We start from the raw sequence: 18,432 nt of genomic DNA on the forward strand, positions 1-18,432 counted from the left end.
GTTTTGGGAGTGGCTAGGGGCTAATGGTTCAACGAATGGTTGAACACGTAGTCAACCAAACTGCGTAATTCCTCAACTGACATGTTGAGATCATTATTGTGCTTTTTTGAACTGGAATACAACTGCGGTGGGTACACGCTTTTTTGGATTGCGGGTTGGTCACTTATTGCGCCGCTTCTCCCCAATTTCGGAAATGTTTATCCATCTCCACGTGTGCCAATGATCAAAGGACTGCTTCAAGCGCTAATGTCATTTGTCCGTCCAATTTGCTTTTTTGTAAAGTGATTGTAAAAACTCAGTGTTTAGGGGATGGATATAATAATCACAGAGTCCTTGGGTGAGACGAAGGTCCCCACTATTATCTCCGAGATGAGGTCGTATATGGTGTCTAAACGCGGTGTTTATCACCAGGAAAGTTCCCTTTCTGATAAGGGTGGTCAATTTTCAACCGGAATTGCCGTAGGGACATTGGCGCTTGGAGCGATTGGGGTCATGCGAGCCGATTGGTGGTTCACCACATATATACCAAGCCAGTGGCCTAGAGCGGATTGGATAGTGCTCCTGATCGGGGCTTTAGCAGGGGCTACATTATGGACACTTGCCTATTATGTTATTGCCTGTTGGGTTGGTACAGCGGGTAATGATTACCAAATGGCCATTCGTCATTTCAATACCCCTCTTGGCTTTGCTGGGTCATTCGTGCTCATGGCTTCTTCAGCTCTTTTTGTGGGAGGGGTTGTCATTGCTTTCTTCCGGAGTTGGTTGCCAGGTTTATTGCGAACAGCGGCTCTAGTGTTACCTCAATACGGGTTGGATTCTCTTTCTGAAGCCGTCCAAGCACCTCAATTAGCCATACTGTTGGGGGTTATTGTTATTCTTGTGGCTTTCCTAACGGTATTGTTCTCGCCGCGAGGCATGAAAGTTTTAATGGTGATGGGCATGGTGTTGGTGGTTGTTTGGGGTATAGCGTGGACGGTTTCTCTTTTTGTGACTCCCACCGGGAAGTTTGCACAAACGTATGAAGGGTTATATGGGAGCGGAATCATTGATCGGCAGATCAATTTGGCGGTTTCGTTTGGGTTGATTCTGACTCGGAGCCCTTGGTCATCTTTTCTACTTGGAATGGGATTTAGTGTCTGGCTGTTTCAAGGGATAGTGGTCCCTCTTTCAGGACTGAGTCTCAACCGTGTGAAGTCCTCTTCGTTATTAGGATGGCTTATTGGGGAGCTGATGCTTATTGCAATGGTGATTGGGGTAACCGTTTTATTTTTACAAAGGAGTCTACCCCCTAATCTTTTAGCGGCCCACGGTTGGTTGTACCTTCGGCAAGCGACTCAACCCGAATTCTTCTTGCCTTGGGCCGTGTTTTATTTTGTTATCACCCATCCTTCCCTTCTGTTGGTCATTGGCATTGTCCTTACGTGGAGTGTGTGGCTTATTAATTTAGTCCAGGCCTATTTTTTTGCGATTGCTCAGGGGATTGCAGCATGGGCAAAAGATGGTCTGGTATCGTCCAGTTGGGGCTACCAGCAACGTGGGCAACAAGTACCCGCGGTGGGGCTGTTTGGAGCGGCCCTTCTGGCGCTGTTGGGAATGGCAATTAGTTTAGGTGGTAGTTGGATACATCTTGTGCTTTATTATCCTTATGCCTTTGCCATGGCAAGCATTGGGCCGTTGATTGGTTTGATCCGATACGCGTGGTATCAACGTAAGGGAACCGGCACCTCCTCGAAGGAAATTCAAAACAGTAGGGGGTGGATATGGGCTTTTCTCGTTGGAATAGCGGCATTAGCAATTATGATTGGAGTTATTGGAAGCGCATGGGGGTTGCCGCGAGAAATGCAAATCTCTCGCCAGTTCGGGGCTGGTCTCATTTTACTGTGGGTGATCGCTTTGGGATGGTATTGGCGTCGGGTAAACTTCTGGCGCCAGCGAGGCGTCAATCTGAATGAAACCTTGCACAAAGCATCGAGCCATTCCGGGGGGTAATTTTCTCCCACTAGGGTTGACCAGCAGTGTAACCCAATAAGGTTATGACTCAAAACCCGCGTGAGAGGCGGGTTTTGATATAATTGCGTGGGTTTGAATATGCCAAAGTGAGGGCTTACGTTATGGAAAAACAAGAGTACTTAGACCTTTATTACCAAATGGTAGTCATTCGCCGTTTGGAAGAACGCGCTGCTGAACTCTACCAGCAAGGAAAGATCGGTGGATTCTTGCATCTCTACATTGGACAGGAAGCCGTAAGCACGGGGATCATTTCGGCGCGGCGTCCAGAGGATCGCGTCATTACAGCCTACCGTGATCATGGCGTGGCCATTAACTGCGGGGTTTCGGCCAAAGAAGTGATGGCGGAGTTGTTAGGAAAAGCTACAGGTTGCTCCAAGGGGAAGGGCGGTTCCATGCACTTGGCGGATGTCTCCAAGAATTTTTGGGGCGGTCACGCGATTGTGGGTGCGCATTTACCTATTGCCGCAGGATTGGCTCTAGGGGATGTTTACCAGAATCAAAAGGCAGTGACAATTTGCATGTTTGGCGATGGGGCAACCAATATCGGCTTTTTCCATGAGGCACTCAACCTTTCAAAGGTCTGGAACCTCCCTGTGTTGTGGGTGTGTGAGAACAATAAGTATGGTATGGGCACGGCAGTGGAACGCGCTTCTGCGGTGCCCGAGATTGCGCTCAAAGCCGAGGGCTACAAGATGAAGTATGCCCAAGTGGATGGTATGGATCTCATGAAAGTGCGTGAGGTGGCGGCTCAAATGATTGAAGAGATTCGCTCCGGTAGTGGGCCGCAATTCTTAGAGGCATTTACATATCGGTTTAGAGGGCATTCTATGGGTGACCCAGAGCGCTACCGTACCTCAGATGAGGTGCGTAAGTGGCAGCAGGACGACCCAATTGGAATTTATCATAACTTCCTCCTACAGCAGGGAATTGCTACTGAAGAGGAATTACAACGGGTTATTCAAGAGGCGGAAGAAGAGGTGGAAGAGGCCGTACGTTTTGCTGAGGCCAGTCCAGAACCAGCGCCCGAGGATCTTTACAAACATGTTTACGTCTCAGAAACTTGCTGATCAGGGGATGATACTATGGCTAGACTGACAATGCGAGAAGCCATTTCCCAGGCCTTGTGGGAAGAGATGGAACGAGATCCCAAGGTCTTTATCATGGGTGAAGAGGTGGGCGTTTGGGGGGGAACTTACGCTGTCACCCGTGGTTTTTATGACCATTTTGGGCCTGATCGTGTGCGTGATACCCCTATCTCGGAAGCCGCAATCGTGGGTGCGGCCATCGGTGCGGCTCTGGTGGGGTTGCGTCCGGTGGCTGAAATCATGACCATCAACTTTGCCTTTGTGGCTATGGATCATATTGTCAACCAGGCGGCAAAACTGCACTATATGTTCGGTGGGCAGATGGTCTTGCCGCTAGTCATCCGCACCGTAGGTGGAGGTGGGCGGCAGCTGGGAGCGACTCATTCCCAAACTCCCGATGCGATTTTTGCCCATTTTCCTGGGTTGAAAGTAGTGGCACCGGGCACACCGGCGGATGCGAAAGGGTTGCTCAAGGCGGCGATTCGATGTGATGATCCGGTGTTGTTTATCGAGCATGCTACCCTCTATCAATTGCGGGGCGAGGTACCTGAAGGTGACTACACCGTTCCTATTGGACAATCCAAAGTGCAGCGCGAAGGTCGTGATGTGACGGTTGTGACCTATAGCAAGATGCTGGACACCTCATTGAAGGCAGCCGAGGAACTTGCGCGTGAAGGGATCGAAATTGAAGTCGTAGATTTGCGCACCTTGCGCCCTCTTGATGTGGGGCCTGTTTTAGAGTCGGTTAAAAAGACCAACCGCGCAGTTGTCGTCGAAGAAGGTTGGAGATCTTACGGTGTAGGGGCGGAAGTCGCATCACGGATCTACGAAGAGGCGTTTGATTATTTGGATGCACCGGTCAAACGTGTTGCCCAAGTTGAAGTGCCTTTGCCTTATAACCGAACCTTAGAGCAGATGGCCCTGCCTCAGGTTAAGGATGTGATCCAGGCGGTAAAGGAGGTGCTCTAATGGCAGAAGTTATTACTATGCCCAAGCTGGGCTTCGATATGGCCGAAGGCACGCTGGTACGTTGGTTAAAAGGCGAAGGTGAAGCCGTCACCAAAGGTGAGATCCTCGCCGAAATAGAAACGGACAAAGCTACGGTTGAAGTTGAATCTACTCACAGCGGCGTAGTACGGCGTTTATTGGTGGAAGCTGGCGCTGTGGTACCGGTGGGCACACCGATTGCGATCATCGGTGCGCCAGATGAGAGCATCGAGGATGTTCTCCCAGGGGAGAAAAAGGGCGAACAGGCTGAAGAGAAAACCCCTACGCCGGCGGTATCTTCTGAGACTGCCGAACTGACACCTGTGCCAGTTTCCGAATCGGGTGTTCCCATTGCAGAAGGGCGAATTAAAGCCTCGCCATTGGCGCGACGAATGGCACGGGAACATCAGTTAGACCTGCGTCAGATCCGCGGTAGCGGGCCGGGTGGACGGATTGTGCGCCGTGATATCGAAGCCGCATTGGCGGCACAACCTGAAGTTGTGACACCACCAGCGGTCAGTGCTAAGCCCAGTGAGGTGGTTCCGCCAACATCAGTTGCGTCGGCTTGGAAACCAGTGGGGGAGGTGCCAGAAGACCAGCGTATTCCTGTGGATCGCCTGCGCAGCATTATCGCCCGCCGTATGGTGGAAGCCAAACAGCAGGTGCCCCATTTCTATATTACCCGCGAGTATGATATGGGGGCATTGATGGAACTCCGCAAGGCGCTCAATGCCGAGTTACTGGAGGAGCAGAGACTCTCGGTGAATGATTTTGTCATTAAGGCTGTAGCACTCACCTTACGCCAGTTCCCGGCTCTCAACGCCGCTCTGGTGGGCAACGAGATTGTCCGCTATGGGCATGTAAATGTCGGAGTAGCGGTGGCACTGGAAAGTGGGCTGATGACAGTCGTTTGCCGGGATGCGGACTTGAAACCGTTGCGTCTTATCTCTCAGGAGATGAAAGACCTGAGTGCCCGGGCGCGCCAGGGCAAGGTGCGTCCCGAAGATATCGAAGGTTCTACGTTTTCGATCAGCAATTTGGGCATGTTTGGGGTGGAACACTTTGTGGCGATCATTAATCCACCTGAGGCAGCCATCTTAGCCGTAGGGGCAGTGCGAGAGGTGCCCGTGGTGCAAAATGGCGCGTTAGGAATTGGCCTGCGCATGAAGGCAACGCTCTCAGCCGATCATCGCGTAACTGATGGCGCAGAAGCCGCGCGCTTTATGCAACTCTTGGCTGACTTTTTGGAGCACCCATACCGTTTAGTGCTTTGAATGGAATGCGCTAATTAAGGGCAAAATAAGGTTGGGCGAAGGCTTAAGTAAGCCTTCGCCTTGTTTTTCACGGTTTGCGCTCATAGATCCGAGTGTAAAGTTCGAGGAACTCGGCAACTTGACGGATGTAATTTTGCGTTTCGGGGAAACGAATGATTTCGAGGAAGAGATCGGGATCACCCCCAGCCAGATCAAGCCAAATTTTGGCGTTGCCGGGGCCGGCATTATAGGCGGCTAAAGCGGCGTACCAGTTGCCATTGAAATAATCACGCTGCAAAGCCAGATAGCGTGCCCCTAGGCGGATATTGACTCCCGGGTTGAGTAAATCTTGTTCCTGAAAATCCGGTGGCCAACCATAGCGGTTGGCAAGATCAGCCGCGGTGGCGGGCATCAGTTGCATCAGTCCGTAGGCACCGGCTGAGGATTGGATAAAACTCTCGAAGAACGACTCTTGACGAATAAGGCTGAACAGCAAGAGGGGGTGTAGGTTCTCCCGAGTTGCAGCTTCCATGATCAAGGGTTTGTAGTAGAGACCAAAACGAATATGATTGAAAAAAGAGGGGGCCTCCAGGGTTTGGGCTGGGGTTAGGCCCGCTAGATCTAATAAACGCCGGGCTGCAAAAATAGCTGTGCGATAAGCACCTAGTTCAAGTGTGTGATTCATCAGACGATAAAGATTGACCGGATCATTTTCAAGCGACTGCCGCAGCGCTTCAAACTCACTTCGGGCTTCAATGAAATACCCGAGCCGCCAGAGAAGATCAGCCCGTTGGAATTGAGGCGAATTAGCCAATTCGCCCAGATCCTTTAGATCAATTTCAGAGGCAATTCCGAACTTCTCGCGCAACCAAGCCTCGGCCGAGGGGCGTTCTTGTTCTAGGTCATAGCCGAGGTCGTAATTGGTGGGTCCGGTAAAAGGAGGGGCATCGTTAAGAAGTTGTTGAGCGCGGATGCCGTAATATTCAAGCGCATCTACAGCCGCGGCTTCCTGCCAGGCCTTATGGGCTTCTTCTAGGTTGCCGTTTGCAAAATGACATTTTCCAATCCAGAGCCAGGCGGCTGCCCGGTCAGCAGGTGCATCTCCTAAAACTAAATAGCGCTGAAGCGCTGTAAGTGCCTGAGCATACTTTTGGGCTCGATAGTAAGTAATTCCTGCCAAGTAGAGCGCGCGGTAACTAAGGTCTGAGGAGGGGTAGTCGCTAATCAGGTTTTCCCATAGCGTTGCTGCTTCGGTGAGGTAGCCTCCGCGCTCCAGGATGCGGGCTGTTTCAAAGCGGATCTCGATAGCATCGGCAGCTGTGGGGACTTGCTGAAGGTAGGCTTTTAGGGTATTCGCAGCGGCTTCGTAGTTCTCCAGGTAAGCCCACTGCGTATAGGCAAGTTCGCGCCAGGCATTAGGCCAAAGCGGATCGTTGGGATGGGTCTGGATTAGATTTTGGAGTTCTTGCACGGCTTCTGGGATCTTCCCCAGTGCGCGCCAAGAGAGGGCACGATAATAATGAGCCCTACCGTCATGGTCAGGAGTACTGTTTATATAGCGCGTGAAGGCCTCAACGGCGTAACCGTATTGTCCAGCGTAGTAATCCACCAGTCCACGCTGAAGCTCGCTTACGGGCTGACCTGCATTGACTAATGCCACTAAACCTGAATAAGAATCATAAGAACGGGGAAAGTTATTAACGGAATCAAGAAACCGTGCATAAGCCTGTTCGGGATACCCGAGCTGGAGATAAATTTGCCCAATGCGCAGATTCATTTGGGCTTTAATGTAATCGTTGGTAGAACCTTCATATACGCCTAGGAATTGAGTTAGGGCATTAGAATAATCGTTAGCCGCGGCGTAAGCTTCTCCGATTTTAATTTGTAATGCTGTGGTATCCCCTGTTGTTGCCTGAATCGCCGCCTGAAAGGCTTGAATGGCTTCCGAATAGTTCCCTGCCTTCATTAAGGCATCCCCGCGCAAGGTTTGAGCGAGGTCATCGATGATTCCGGGCTTGTGTTCCAAAAAGCGGGCGTAGGCTTCAGCAGCATTAGTATAGTTACCCTGGGCATCATAGACGCGTCCTAACCAAAAGTAGGCTTCAGGGAGAACTGTTGAGGGTGGGTGTTCTTCAATGATAGTACGGAACGTCTCTATGGCCTCAGTCAAGTTGTTTTCTTGATAGTAACTTTGGCCTATTCCTAAGAGGGCTCGGGCTTGTATCTCTACATCAGAGGTATTTAGGGCGACCTGGCGAAATTCTTCCCGTGCCTGTGCGTAGTCGCCTAGAAGCATTAAGGACATCGCATTGCGGAGGTGCTCGGAAGGTTGGGGAGTAGATGTTGATGTTGGCATAGGAATGGGATTACCAGAAAACGCCCCCGATTGAGCTGGGGCTCCGTGTTGAGGCATGCCAGGTGTGGATTCTAAGGCGCTGAGGGGAAGATTACAGGCCAACGCAATTCCAAGGAGTAGTTCAATGATTATAAGAAATATGCGATTTTTATGCATAGCAACTGCCCTTATACTTGAGGATTGCGCTTATGTCAACCATTAACTTGAAGCTTGCTTAGCGAGATTGACGGTAGAATTAATTTCAAGGGGTGATACTCGTTAGTGAACATTAGCGGTTAGTTTTAAGCGAAAAATCAGTTGTTCGTTCGATGAAAATTGAGGATCATAACGATGATTCTCTTTTGGTAAGGGAGACAGCATGGACAATCAAGCCCTCTTACTTTCACAATGGCAGTTTGCGATCACTTCGGTTTATCATTTCTTTTTTGTTCCGTTGACCTTAGGTCTTTCGGTCTTAGTTGCGCTTATGGAGACTATTTATGTGCGTACCGGAAACGACCTTTATTTGCGAATGACGAAGTTTTGGGGAAAGTTATTTGTCATCAATTTTGCAATGGGGGTGGTTACCGGCATTGTGCAGGAATTCCAATTCGGGATGAACTGGTCCGAATATGCCCGCTACGTTGGTGATGTATTTGGGGCGCCATTAGCCATTGAGGCGCTATTGGCTTTCTTTATTGAGTCCACCTTTTTAGGCGTGTGGATTTTTGGTTGGGATCGCCTTTCAAAGAGTATGCATGCTCTGTCCATGTGGTTAGTCGCTTTGGCATCGAATCTCTCGGCTTTTTGGATCTTGGTGGCCAATTCTTTTATGCAGGCGCCGGTAGGCTATGCAGAACAAAGTAACCGGTTGATTTTGAAGGATTTTGCCGCATTGTTGACCAACCGCTATGTGTGGGGGCAATTCCCCCATACTGTGTTCTCCGGTTTTACTACGGCGGCATTTTTTGTGCTTGGGATTAGCGCTTATCATTTGCTACGTAAGCGTCATGACGAAGTATTCAGACATTCGTTCCAGATCGCCACAGTGTTCGGGATTATTTCCATTTTCATGGTGATTCTTATTGGGCATACCCAAGCCCAGCGGATGGTTGAGTTTCAACCCATGAAGATAGCAGCGGCGGAGGCCTTGCTTCGAACCGAGAACCCGGCTTCATTCTCGCTCTTGAGCCTGGTGGATCAATCCAACATGCGGGAGATTATTTCTATACGGATACCACGTGTACTCAGTCTGTTGGCTTACAATCGCCTTGATGGCGAAGTGAAAGGGGTGATTGATCTTCAGAAAGAATACCAAGCCCGTTTTGGCCCGGGGTACTATGTGCCGGATATCACGGTGACCTATTGGTCGTTTCGACTTATGGTGGGAAGCGGATTCCTGATGTTCTTTCTGGCGGCTTACGCGCTTTGGCGAGTCATGCGCCGGGAGATAATGCAATCTAGATTCAAACTCTTGAATGTTTATCCTTTGGCTTTGTTCCTTCCATATTTGGCGAATATCAGCGGTTGGTTGCTGACTGAGATGGGCCGTCAACCCTGGGTTGTTTACGGAAAGATGCGTACAGTGGATGCAGTATCCCCCAATCTGAGTGGTAGTATGGTGCTGACGACACTAATCGGTTTTACTCTGGTTTACGGTTTACTGATGCTGGCCGATATTTACCTGCTTGCCAAGTATGCCAAAGCAGGTCCGGAGCCTAAGGCAGCTGGTCATCCACTTGAAGAACAGGTTTATTGGGAGTAAGGTGAAAGGAGGTGGCGCATGGACCTAAATACGCTATGGTTTGTCCTCATCGCAATTTTATTTATCGGCTACTTTGTGTTGGACGGCTTTGACCTTGGGGTTGGAATTCTTTTGCCTTTCCTGGGTAAGAATGACACCGAACGACGGATGATCATTAATGCAATTGGGCCACATTGGGATGGAAATGAGGTTTGGCTGATTACCGCCGGGGGAGCGATGTTCGCGGCTTTTCCTCTTTGGTATGCTACGTTTTTTAGCGGATTTTATCTGGCCCTCTTTTTGCTCTTATTAGGGTTGATTGTTCGTGGTGTGGGTTTGGAGTTTCGAAGTAAGGATGAAAATCCCCTCTGGCGGCGCTTTTGGGATTGGGCCATTTGTATAGGCAGTTTTTTACCGGCACTGCTGTGGGGGATAGCATTGGCTAATTTTGTGCGTGGTGTTCCGATCAATGCAATGAAGTATTTTGTGGGCGAGTTTGCCGATTTGCTTAATCCGTATGCTTTGTTAGGTGGGGTGGTCTCGCTTTTAGGGTTTACCTTACACGGGGCTTTGTTTCTGGCCCTTAAAGCAGGTGAGCCCATACTTAACCGTGCACGCCAAGCGGCACGAAGGATGTGGTGGCCGACTGTAGTAGTTGTGGTGAGTTTTGCTATAGCGACTTATGCCTTTACGGACATTTATCAGCGATTGGGTGTCAACCCCGGCCTGGTGCCTATTGGTGCTGTTTTGTCGTTAATGGTAGCGGGATGGTTTATTTATCAGAAGCAAGACGGTTGGGGATTTGCCATGACCACAATAACTATTATCCTCGCGGTCAGTACGATTTTTATAACCTTGTACCCGCGGGTGCTTGTTTCCAGTCTGGATCCCAATTTCAGCCTCACGATTTATAACAGCGCCTCGGGAGTCACCACCTTGCGCATTATGACCATGGTTGCCCTTCTATTGGTGCCATTTGTATTGGTTTATCAGGGGTGGAGCTATTGGGTCTTTCGGCGCCGGATTACAGGGCGGCAGGAGGAATTGCACTATTAGCCTGGTTACTAGATGTATGATGACTTATGCGTAACCTTTACCAATTGCCCCTGGTGGCGTAGAATTATGCAGGCACTTCGCGACTGATGAGGTGAAGTATGAGTTATTGGAGTAAACAACCAGTTATTGCCAGCAATGCACCCAAGGCAATAGGTCCTTATTCTGTGGCCGTTAAGGCGGGGCCGTTTTTGTTTGTTTCGGGTCAGTTGGGTCTTGATCCGGCCACCGGAGATTTGGTCACCGGGGGGGTGGCGGCAGAAACACGCCAGGCGTTGTCCAATCTCAAAGCAATTTTAGAAGCCGCCGGGTGTGGCCTGGATGCGGTGGTCAAGACCACGGTTTTTCTGCGCGATATGGGTGAATTTTCTACCATGAATCAGGTATATAACGAATTTTTTTCCCAAACCCCCCCCGCACGGTCGGCGATTCAAGCCGCTGCTTTGCCCCGAGGTGCGGCGGTTGAAATTGAAGCCATTGCCTTACTTCCAGAAGGCGGGGCATGAGGTCACGGTTGAACGCGAGAACGTGCAAGTTCTATCTCTCAGATAAGAGATAGAGGCGCGGGTTGAATGAAGTCCGTGTCGGTGATTGTCCCTTGCTATAACGAAGAAGCGCATATTGGAAATCTTTTAGAAGCGCTAACTTGCCAAACATATCCTCTGGAATTTTTGGAAGTAATTATTGCTGATGGTATGTCTACCGACCGCACGCGGGAGGTAATTCACCAATTTGTCCAAAATCACCCGCAGTTGCGGCTCAAGATTGTGGATAATCCTAGGCGAATCATTCCCGCTGCTTTGAATGTCGGTTTAACTGTGGCTCAAGGGGATTACATTGTGCGGTTAGACGCGCACTCAATCCCCGCCGCGGACTACATAGACCGCTGTGTGAACGACCTAGAGGCAGGGCTGGGTGATAATGTGGGGGGCATCTGGCTTATTCGGCCTTCACGGCCGCATTGGATTGCGCGTGCCATCGCCATTGCTGCCGCTCATCCCTTAGGGGTTGGGGACGCGCGCTATCGTCATGGCAAAACCCCGGGCCTCGTAGATACTGTGCCTTTTGGCGCGTTCCGGCGCGAGTTGTTCGATCAGGTAGGAGGGTTTGACGAAACACTCCTAACCAATGAGGATTACGAGTTTAATGCCCGGCTACGTAAAGAAGGGAAACGAGTTTATCTCGATCCAGCGATCCGCTCAGAGTATATCGCGCGTCCAACGCTGAGAGCGCTGGCCCGTCAATACTGGCGCTATGGGTATTGGAAGTTCCGTATGCTGCGGCGTTATCCTAAAACGCTGCGTTGGCGCCAGGCTCTGCCTCCAGTGTTTGTGCTGGGTATAACTGGATTATTGATAATGAGCTTTTTCTGGTCTTGGTCTCTCTATCTTTTGCTAAGAATCTTAATGATTTACCTGGTAATGTTGTTTATAGGGGCGATTCCTGCGGTCTGGAAGAACAAGGATGCCCGTTTGCTAATCGGAGTTCCATTGGCCATTACCACAATGCATTGGGCCTGGGGGGCAGGGTTTTTATGGAGTCTGATAACTTGGTTAGGAAAAAGGGAACCCTGAACAATGAGCACAGAGCCTGATTTAGTTTCAATACAACCCAAATGGCGTCTACGCCCCTCAGAACGGCGCTCAACGCTTTTTATTGGTGATCTGCTCATTGCCGTGGGATCTTTAGTCTTTGCATTATATTTCTGGGCTTCAGGGGGGGAGTTCCTATCTTTTTCGACCGACTTTTTACGTTATCGCGTTCCGTTTTGGTTCTATCTGCTACCGGTTGTGTGGTTGCTGATGTTGGTTGAATCTTATAACCCTAGTCGGGTGAATATTCGATCTGAAGCCTATCGTGAAGTAACGGTTGCCGCTATTGCTGGCTTTGCTTTCTATTTGATCGTCTTTTTCTTCTCAGAGCCCAATTCTCTTCCCCGCCGTGGCGTAGCGGCATTCTTTGCCTCAGCCTATGTGCTGACTTTGCTCTGGCGGTTTATTTATATCAAATTGTTTACCCTTCCGCTATTTATGCGACGGGTGCTCATCATTGGTGCAGGGAGAGCAGGATCTCACCTGGCGCAGATCATTCGGGATATGTGGCCCCCTCCGTTCTATCTGGTGGGACTGGTGGATGACGATCCGGAAAAAATCGGTACAGAGATCGCAGGATTCCGCGTTTTGGGGAGTGGAAATGATCTCTTTCGCCTGATTCGTGAGCATCAGGTAACCGACTTGGTGATTGCGATCTCGGGTGAGATGAATCCCCAATTATTTGCCACCCTTTTGGAAGCCGAAGAGCAGGGGATCGAAGTGACCACCATGCCCACCTTATACGAGGAGCTTTTAGGTCGTGTTCCTATCTTTTTGCTTCAGTCGGATTGGGTGCTGCGTTCATTTGTTGACCAAGCTCACATGGGGGGCTTTTTTGAACTCTCTAAACGATTACTAGATATCCTTGGCGGCCTTATCGGAACTTTGCTCATGTTAATGCTGTTTCCTCTTATTGCGCTGGCCATTTATCTGGAGTCGGGGCGTCCCATCTTTTATACCCAAACCCGTTTGGGTAAGAATGGACGCCCTTATAAGATTATAAAGTTTCGGACGATGGTCCAAGATGCTGAAAAAGATGGCATTCCGCGTACCACAGCCGAGAACGATCAACGCACCACCAAAGTGGGGCGATTCCTGCGCCGCAGCCACTTGGATGAATTGCCCCAGTTTATAAATGTGTTGCGTGGTGAAATGAGTTTAGTGGGCCCACGATCTGAACGGCCGGAGATTGTCCAAGAATATCAAAAAGCGCTTCCGTTTTATCGTGCCCGATTGTTTGTAAAACCCGGTATTACCGGATGGGCGCAGGTTAACTTTGGTTATGCCGAGGACGTGCGGTCAAATGCCATAAAACTTGAATATGATTTATACTACATCAAGCATCGCAGTCTGACCCTGGATCTGCTTATTTTAATCCGCACTGTTGGCACGGTAATCGGATTGAAAGGACGCTAAGTTGTGAAAAATAAACCCTCTCTGAGTAATCGCTATGTTTTGGTGGGGGATTTGATTCTCGTTGTTATTTCGGTACTGGGTTCCTATGCCTTGCGACTAGAACTTGGGCCTCAGTTTTTTGATTACATGCCCTCGGCGTTGTGGATGATCGGGCTAGCCTTTATCATCAAGCCCGTGGTTTATTACCTCTTTGGTCTATATCAGCGGATATGGATCTATGCCAGTGTTGAGGAATTGAAACTTATTGTGGCTGCTGTTACAGCAGCCTCCGTTTTGTTGGCCGGGGGTATGGTCGTTGCACTCTCTTTAGGTGCTTTTGTTGGGCTACCCCGATCTGTTTTGGTTATTGATTGGTTATTGTCATTGATTCTTGTGGGGGGCCTGCGTTTCTCATTTCGGTTGATGGCCGAGAGCCATGGACCGGCAGCAATCTTGGTTACTCAACCGCGACGTGTGCTAATTGTGGGCGCAGGCGATGCAGGGGCATTGGTCGTCCGTGAAATGCAAAAAAATCCCCAACTCAATCTGCAACCCATTGGTTTTCTGGATGATAATCCGGCCAAACAAAAACAGCAAATTCATGGTGTACCTGTTATTGGTACTTTAAGCGATTTACCTCAGGTATTGGAACGACAAAACGTAGATGAGGTTGTCATTGCCATTCCCAGTGCACCCGGGCGTGTTGTGCGGGTAATTGCCGATATCGCGCGGCTAAAAGGTGTACCTTTCCGCACGATGCCGGGGATCTATGAACTTTTAGGCGGTAAGGTAAGTGTGAGTCGCCTGCGCGAGGTGGACATTAGCGATTTACTGCGCCGCGAGCCTCTGCAGGTGAATGAAGGGATTGTGGGAGAGGCGCTGAGCGGCCGTGTGGTCCTGGTGACGGGAGCTGGTGGCTCCATCGGACGCGAATTGTGTCGGCAAATTGCCCGTTGGGGGCCGAAATTGTTGATCCTGCTTGGGCATGGAGAAAATAGTATTTTTGAAACTCTGCTCGAATTGCGTGAAAGTTTTCCTACCCTCAATCTGCAACCGATCATCGCGGATGTTCGGGATCGGCCTCGGTTAGAGGTTGTCTTTAACGATTTTCGTCCTGAAGTCGTGTTTCACACTGCGGCACATAAACATGTACCACTCATGGAGCTCAATGTTGAAGAAGCGATAACCAACAATGTTTTGGGAACGCTAAATCTGGTTGAGGTTTCATTGACCTACCTCGTGGAACGGTTTGTATTTATCTCTACAGACAAAGCTATTCGCCCAGTTAATGTCTATGGTGCTACAAAGCGTCTGGCTGAAATGATTGTCTTAAACGCTGCGCAACGTTCGGGTGGGCGTTATTCGGTGGTACGGTTTGGAAATGTTTTGGGTAGCCGTGGCAGTGTCGTTCCGATCTTCAAGCGCCAGATTGCGCAGGGAGGACCGATAACAATTACCCATCCAGATATGAAACGCTATTTTATGACCATTCCCGAAGCTGCCCATCTGGTTTTGCAGGTGGCTGGCATGGGGCGGGGTGGAGATACGTATTTGCTCAATATGGGGCAGCAGATAAGGATTCTTGACCTGGCCGAAGACCTCATTCGCCTTTCGGGTTTGGAGCCGGGGCGGGATATCGAGATCGTTTTTACCGGGATCCGGCCAGGGGAAAAACTGAGCGAAGATTTATGGGATGAGGGGGTCTCTTTGCGGGTAACGGATCATCCGGATATCTTCCGAGTTGAACATCAGGAAGTTTTAGAGGGGGAAGCACTTTACCGGGTAGTAACCGAGTTAATAAAATTGGCTCGGGAGGGGGAACGCGAGCGGATTGTCGCCTTGTTAGATGATGTTATTCCTGGCTCTGCAATTCGTAGCACTCCTCCACCAGAACTGACCTCGGTGGTCTGATGGCTTGGTTGAACCGCGCTGAATGGGATGGGTTTCTTCAACATCACCCTGAAGCCCACCTTTTGCAAACCTCAATGTGGGGAAATTTCAAAGCCGAATTCGGCTGGAAGGTGGCCTGGGTGGTTGCTGGAAAAGCAGGTGCGCAGGTACTGTTGCGGCAGCTACCCCTGGGATTTAACATTGCCTATGTTCCCAAAGGACCAGTGGGAGAGGATTGGCGGGCGCTGTGGCCGGAGGTTGAGAGGTTTTGCCGCCGTTCACGGGCTATTTTCTTGAAAGTGGAGCCAGATGCTTGGGAGCCGATGGCATTTGATCCTGAGGTTGAACTGCCCGGTTTTAGACCCTCAGAAACCATCCAACCTCGCCGTACCATTGAGATCAGTTTAGAGGGGGATGAAGAGGCTTGGCTAGAGCGCATGAAGCAAAAGACGCGCTATAACATCCGCCTTGCCCAGAAAAAAGGGGTTGTCGTCCGTGAATCCCAGGACCTGGGGGTTTTTTATGAACTGATGCAAGTCACTGCTCAACGCGATGGGTTTGGTATCCATGCGCCTGAGTATTACGAACGGGTTTATCACTGGTTCGCGCCCGAGGGGCATTGCGTGCTTCTCATGGCAGAGTACGATGGCCAGCCATTGGCGGGGTTAATGGCATTTGCATGGGGAGACCGGGCCTGGTACTTCTACGGGGCATCAAGTGATCAAGAGCGGCAACGAATGCCTACGTATTTATTACAATGGGAAGCGATGCGTTGGGCAGCGCGGCGGGGCTGTCGTGTTTATGATTTATGGGGAATTCCCGATGTTGATGAAGCGATTCTAGAGGCCGAGTTCGCTCAGCGTAATACAGGTTTGTGGGGTGTTTACCGCTTTAAGCGCGGGTTTGGAGGGGTCATTCGAAGATCTGTAGGGGCATGGGATCGGATTTTCCTGCCAAACCTGTATCGCATTTATCACTGGGTGAGGCGATTACGTCACCGTGAGGAACCAGCATGATGATTGTTGAGCGCATTCAGCGAGGTGAAGAATGGAATCGTGAGCTGATGCAGCTTCCAAAGGCAAATATCTTGCAAACTTGGGAATGGGGAGAGGTAAAGTCAGCCTATGGGTGGCAGCCCTACCCGCTGGTATGGCGTGAAGGCAATGGGCAGATACGCGCAATGGCGTTGATCTTACGCCGTTCATTGAGTATTAGAAATAAGCCGACATCATTCAGCGTTATGTATATACCACGCGGGCCTGTCATGGATTGGGGGGATACTGACTTAAGACGGCATGTCCTGGATGATTTGAAACGCTTGGCGCAAGCAGAAGGGGCAATTTTTTTAAAGATAGATCCCGATGTGGAGTTGGGTTGGGGTTTACCGGAGGAGCCCGAGGCGCGGGGAAATCCTATTGCGGGTGATGTGATGCAGGACTTACACATCAGAGGCTGGTTTTTATCTCCTGAACAGGTGCAATTTCGAAACACATTTATCTTGTCCCTCGAAGGTGATGAAGAGGTTTGGTTAGGCCGTATGAAACAGAAAACCCGCTATAACATACGCCTGGCTCAGCGTAAGGGGGTTACCGTACGGCGGGCAGCTTCTGAGGATTTTCCACTTCTTTATCGCATGTATGCGGAGACCTCGGTGCGTGATGGCTTTGTTATTCGCCCAGAATCTTACTATCATCATGTGTGGGGAACTTTCTTGCGCGCGGGTATGGCTGAGCCTCTGATTGCAGAGGTTGAGGGGACGCCGGTAGCAGGTTTAGTGATGTTTGTGTTTGCCGGGCGTGCCTGGTATTTTTATGGTATGTCGCGTCAGTTGCATCGCGAAAAGATGCCCAATTATCTTCTGCAATGGGAGGCCATGCGGCTGGCCCGCTTGCGTGGATGCCAGGTTTATGATTTATGGGGGGCACCGGATGAGTTCCGAGAAGACGACCCAATGTGGGGTGTGTTTCGCTTCAAGCAAGGATTGGGGGGACAGGTGGTGCGTTGGATTGGAGCCTGGGATCTGCCGGTGCGCAAAAATTGGTATACTTTGTACACGCGGGTTATTCCTCGTCTATTGGCATGGATGCGACGGCATAGCCAAGCCAGACTTCGCCGAGAGGTGACAGTATGATCCCTCGAATTCGTATTGCCCATTTACCGACGCCTATCGAGCCATTACCTCGGCTTAGTGCCGTTCTAGGTGGTCCACAACTCTGGGTTAAGCGAGATGATCAGACCGGGTTGGCGCTGGGTGGTAACAAGACTCGAAAATTGGAATTTGTAATGGCGGAAGCGCAAGCCCATGGCGCTCAAACGCTAATTACGGTGGGCGCGGTGCAATCGAATCATTGTCGACAAACCGCAGCGCTGGCAGCTCGGTTTGGCCTGAAGTGCACCTTGGTGCTTTTCGGGGATGTGCCTCAGACTCCCAGTGGAAATTATTTGCTGGACCGCCTTTTCGGGGCTGAGGTTGTGTGGACTAAGCGTGAAGACTATGAAGAGGTTTTGCAAGAGGTCTTCCATAAAGCCTGGTCAGAGGGAAAGCGGCCTTTTCTCATTCCTCTAGGGGCTTCAACCGCAACCGGTGCGGTAGCTTATACCTATGCGTTCAAAGAGTTTATCGAGCAGGGAGGAGAGGCTGATTGGATGGTATTGGCTTCGTCTTCAGCGGGGACCCAGGCCGGTTTAGTGTTGGGAGCACGATTGAGTGGATGGCATGGACGCATATTGGGGATTAGTGTTGATCATCCGGCGGATTGGGTCAAGGCGCGGGTGGCCGAACTGGCAACCCAGGCTGCGGAGCGCTTGGGTAAAGCGATACACTTTTCTGCTGATGAGATTGACGTCAACGATGATTATATCGGTGCGGGGTATGGTGTGCTGGGAGAAAGAGAAATCGAGGCTATTCATCTTTTTGCGCGCTACGAAGGCCTTTTATTGGATCCTGTCTATACCGGTCGCGCTGCCGCGGGTTTGATTGATCTAATCCGACGTGGTTTTTTTAAATCGAAGGATCGTATTTTGTTCTGGCATACCGGAGGGGTACCGGCTCTATTTGCTGAACGCTATGCGCCTTACCTGCTTTAAT

The 18,432-nt window shown here is 50.3% G+C and carries 14 protein-coding genes; 13 read left to right on the forward strand and 1 reads right to left on the reverse strand.

The genetic code is table 11. The annotated features are described in order from the left end of the window. Positions 1 to 381: 381 nt before the first annotated feature. The 4 genes from AC01YT_RS05355 to AC01YT_RS05370 all read left to right on the forward strand — a co-directional run bounded on the left by AC01YT_RS05355 (position 382) and on the right by AC01YT_RS05370 (position 5,356). A complete protein-coding gene (locus AC01YT_RS05355; protein ID WP_476673382.1) occupies positions 382 to 1,989 on the forward strand; it encodes a hypothetical protein in 1,608 nt (535 codons plus the stop codon). A gap of 122 nt (positions 1,990 to 2,111) precedes the next feature. Continuing rightward, entirely contained in the window at positions 2,112 to 3,077 is a 966-nt protein-coding gene (pdhA, locus tag AC01YT_RS05360) for a pyruvate dehydrogenase (acetyl-transferring) E1 component subunit alpha (RefSeq protein ID WP_476673384.1), read from the forward strand. Positions 3,078 to 3,092: 15 nt separating this feature from the next. Continuing rightward, positions 3,093 to 4,064 (forward strand): alpha-ketoacid dehydrogenase subunit beta, encoded by a 972-nt coding sequence (locus AC01YT_RS05365; RefSeq protein ID WP_476673386.1) that lies wholly within the window; start codon positions 3,093 to 3,095, stop codon positions 4,062 to 4,064. Then, positions 4,064 to 5,356 carry a dihydrolipoamide acetyltransferase family protein gene (locus tag AC01YT_RS05370; protein ID WP_476673388.1) on the forward strand — a complete coding sequence of 431 codons (1,293 nt, stop codon included), beginning with the start codon at positions 4,064 to 4,066 and terminating at the stop codon, positions 5,354 to 5,356. Before AC01YT_RS05365 ends, AC01YT_RS05370 begins: the two co-directional genes overlap by 1 nt. A gap of 67 nt (positions 5,357 to 5,423) precedes the next feature. Here the strand turns inward: AC01YT_RS05370 and AC01YT_RS05375 are convergent, their stop codons facing one another. Beyond that, a complete protein-coding gene (locus AC01YT_RS05375; protein ID WP_476673390.1) occupies positions 5,424 to 7,691 on the reverse strand; it encodes a tetratricopeptide repeat protein in 2,268 nt (755 codons plus the stop codon). Between the two features lie 358 nt (positions 7,692 to 8,049). Here AC01YT_RS05375 and AC01YT_RS05380 point away from each other — a divergent pair, with 358 nt between their 5' ends. The 9 genes from AC01YT_RS05380 to AC01YT_RS05420 all read left to right on the forward strand — a co-directional run bounded on the left by AC01YT_RS05380 (position 8,050) and on the right by AC01YT_RS05420 (position 18,431). Next, positions 8,050 to 9,435, forward strand: coding sequence for a cytochrome ubiquinol oxidase subunit I (locus AC01YT_RS05380; RefSeq protein WP_476673392.1), 1,386 nt, complete (start codon positions 8,050 to 8,052; stop codon positions 9,433 to 9,435). A gap of 18 nt (positions 9,436 to 9,453) precedes the next feature. Continuing rightward, positions 9,454 to 10,470: a cytochrome d ubiquinol oxidase subunit II gene (gene cydB, locus AC01YT_RS05385; RefSeq protein WP_476673394.1), complete on the forward strand. Its 1,017-nt coding sequence runs from the start codon at positions 9,454 to 9,456 to the stop codon at positions 10,468 to 10,470. 98 nt (positions 10,471 to 10,568) lie between these two features. After that, complete coding sequence (locus AC01YT_RS05390) at positions 10,569 to 10,973, forward strand: RidA family protein (RefSeq protein ID WP_476673396.1); 405 nt, start codon at positions 10,569 to 10,571, stop codon at positions 10,971 to 10,973. A 66-nt stretch (positions 10,974 to 11,039) separates the two neighbouring features. Continuing rightward, on the forward strand, positions 11,040 to 12,041 hold the full coding sequence (locus AC01YT_RS05395; RefSeq protein WP_476673398.1) for a glycosyltransferase family 2 protein: 1,002 nt from the start codon (positions 11,040 to 11,042) through the stop codon (positions 12,039 to 12,041). 3 nt (positions 12,042 to 12,044) lie between these two features. Further along, a complete protein-coding gene (locus AC01YT_RS05400; protein ID WP_476673400.1) occupies positions 12,045 to 13,475 on the forward strand; it encodes a sugar transferase in 1,431 nt (476 codons plus the stop codon). A 3-nt stretch (positions 13,476 to 13,478) separates the two neighbouring features. Beyond that, a complete protein-coding gene (locus AC01YT_RS05405) occupies positions 13,479 to 15,365 on the forward strand; it encodes a polysaccharide biosynthesis protein (RefSeq protein WP_476673402.1) in 1,887 nt (628 codons plus the stop codon). Further along, complete coding sequence (locus AC01YT_RS05410) at positions 15,365 to 16,360, forward strand: lipid II:glycine glycyltransferase FemX (RefSeq protein ID WP_476673404.1); 996 nt, start codon at positions 15,365 to 15,367, stop codon at positions 16,358 to 16,360. The genes AC01YT_RS05405 and AC01YT_RS05410 overlap by 1 nt, the downstream gene beginning before the upstream one ends. Beyond that, positions 16,357 to 17,475, forward strand: a complete 1,119-nt coding sequence (locus AC01YT_RS05415) for a lipid II:glycine glycyltransferase FemX (protein WP_476673406.1) — start codon at positions 16,357 to 16,359, stop codon at positions 17,473 to 17,475. Before AC01YT_RS05410 ends, AC01YT_RS05415 begins: the two co-directional genes overlap by 4 nt. Next, entirely contained in the window at positions 17,472 to 18,431 is a 960-nt protein-coding gene (locus AC01YT_RS05420) for a D-cysteine desulfhydrase family protein (protein ID WP_476673408.1), read from the forward strand. The genes AC01YT_RS05415 and AC01YT_RS05420 overlap by 4 nt, the downstream gene beginning before the upstream one ends. The last annotated feature ends 1 nt before the right edge of the window (position 18,432 follow it).

The sequence above is a fragment of the Thermanaerothrix sp. genome (genome assembly GCF_056331585.1).

Bases quoted from the DNA above. Each gene is read 5' to 3' on its own strand.
- AC01YT_RS05355 (WP_476673382.1), top strand. From the start codon at position 382: ATGGTGTCTAAACGCGGTGTTTATCACCAGGAAAGTTCCCTTTCTGAT.
- pdhA (WP_476673384.1), top strand. From the start codon at position 2,112: ATGGAAAAACAAGAGTACTTAGACCTTTATTACCAAATGGTAGTCATT.
- AC01YT_RS05365 (WP_476673386.1), top strand. From the start codon at position 3,093: ATGGCTAGACTGACAATGCGAGAAGCCATTTCCCAGGCCTTGTGGGAA.
- AC01YT_RS05370 (WP_476673388.1), top strand. From the start codon at position 4,064: ATGGCAGAAGTTATTACTATGCCCAAGCTGGGCTTCGATATGGCCGAA.
- AC01YT_RS05375 (WP_476673390.1), bottom strand. From the start codon at position 7,691: ATGCCAACATCAACATCTACTCCCCAACCTTCCGAGCACCTCCGCAAT.
- AC01YT_RS05380 (WP_476673392.1), top strand. From the start codon at position 8,050: ATGGACAATCAAGCCCTCTTACTTTCACAATGGCAGTTTGCGATCACT.
- cydB (WP_476673394.1), top strand. From the start codon at position 9,454: ATGGACCTAAATACGCTATGGTTTGTCCTCATCGCAATTTTATTTATC.
- AC01YT_RS05390 (WP_476673396.1), top strand. From the start codon at position 10,569: ATGAGTTATTGGAGTAAACAACCAGTTATTGCCAGCAATGCACCCAAG.
- AC01YT_RS05395 (WP_476673398.1), top strand. From the start codon at position 11,040: ATGAAGTCCGTGTCGGTGATTGTCCCTTGCTATAACGAAGAAGCGCAT.
- AC01YT_RS05400 (WP_476673400.1), top strand. From the start codon at position 12,045: ATGAGCACAGAGCCTGATTTAGTTTCAATACAACCCAAATGGCGTCTA.
- AC01YT_RS05410 (WP_476673404.1), top strand. From the start codon at position 15,365: ATGGCTTGGTTGAACCGCGCTGAATGGGATGGGTTTCTTCAACATCAC.
- AC01YT_RS05415 (WP_476673406.1), top strand. From the start codon at position 16,357: ATGATGATTGTTGAGCGCATTCAGCGAGGTGAAGAATGGAATCGTGAG.
- AC01YT_RS05420 (WP_476673408.1), top strand. From the start codon at position 17,472: ATGATCCCTCGAATTCGTATTGCCCATTTACCGACGCCTATCGAGCCA.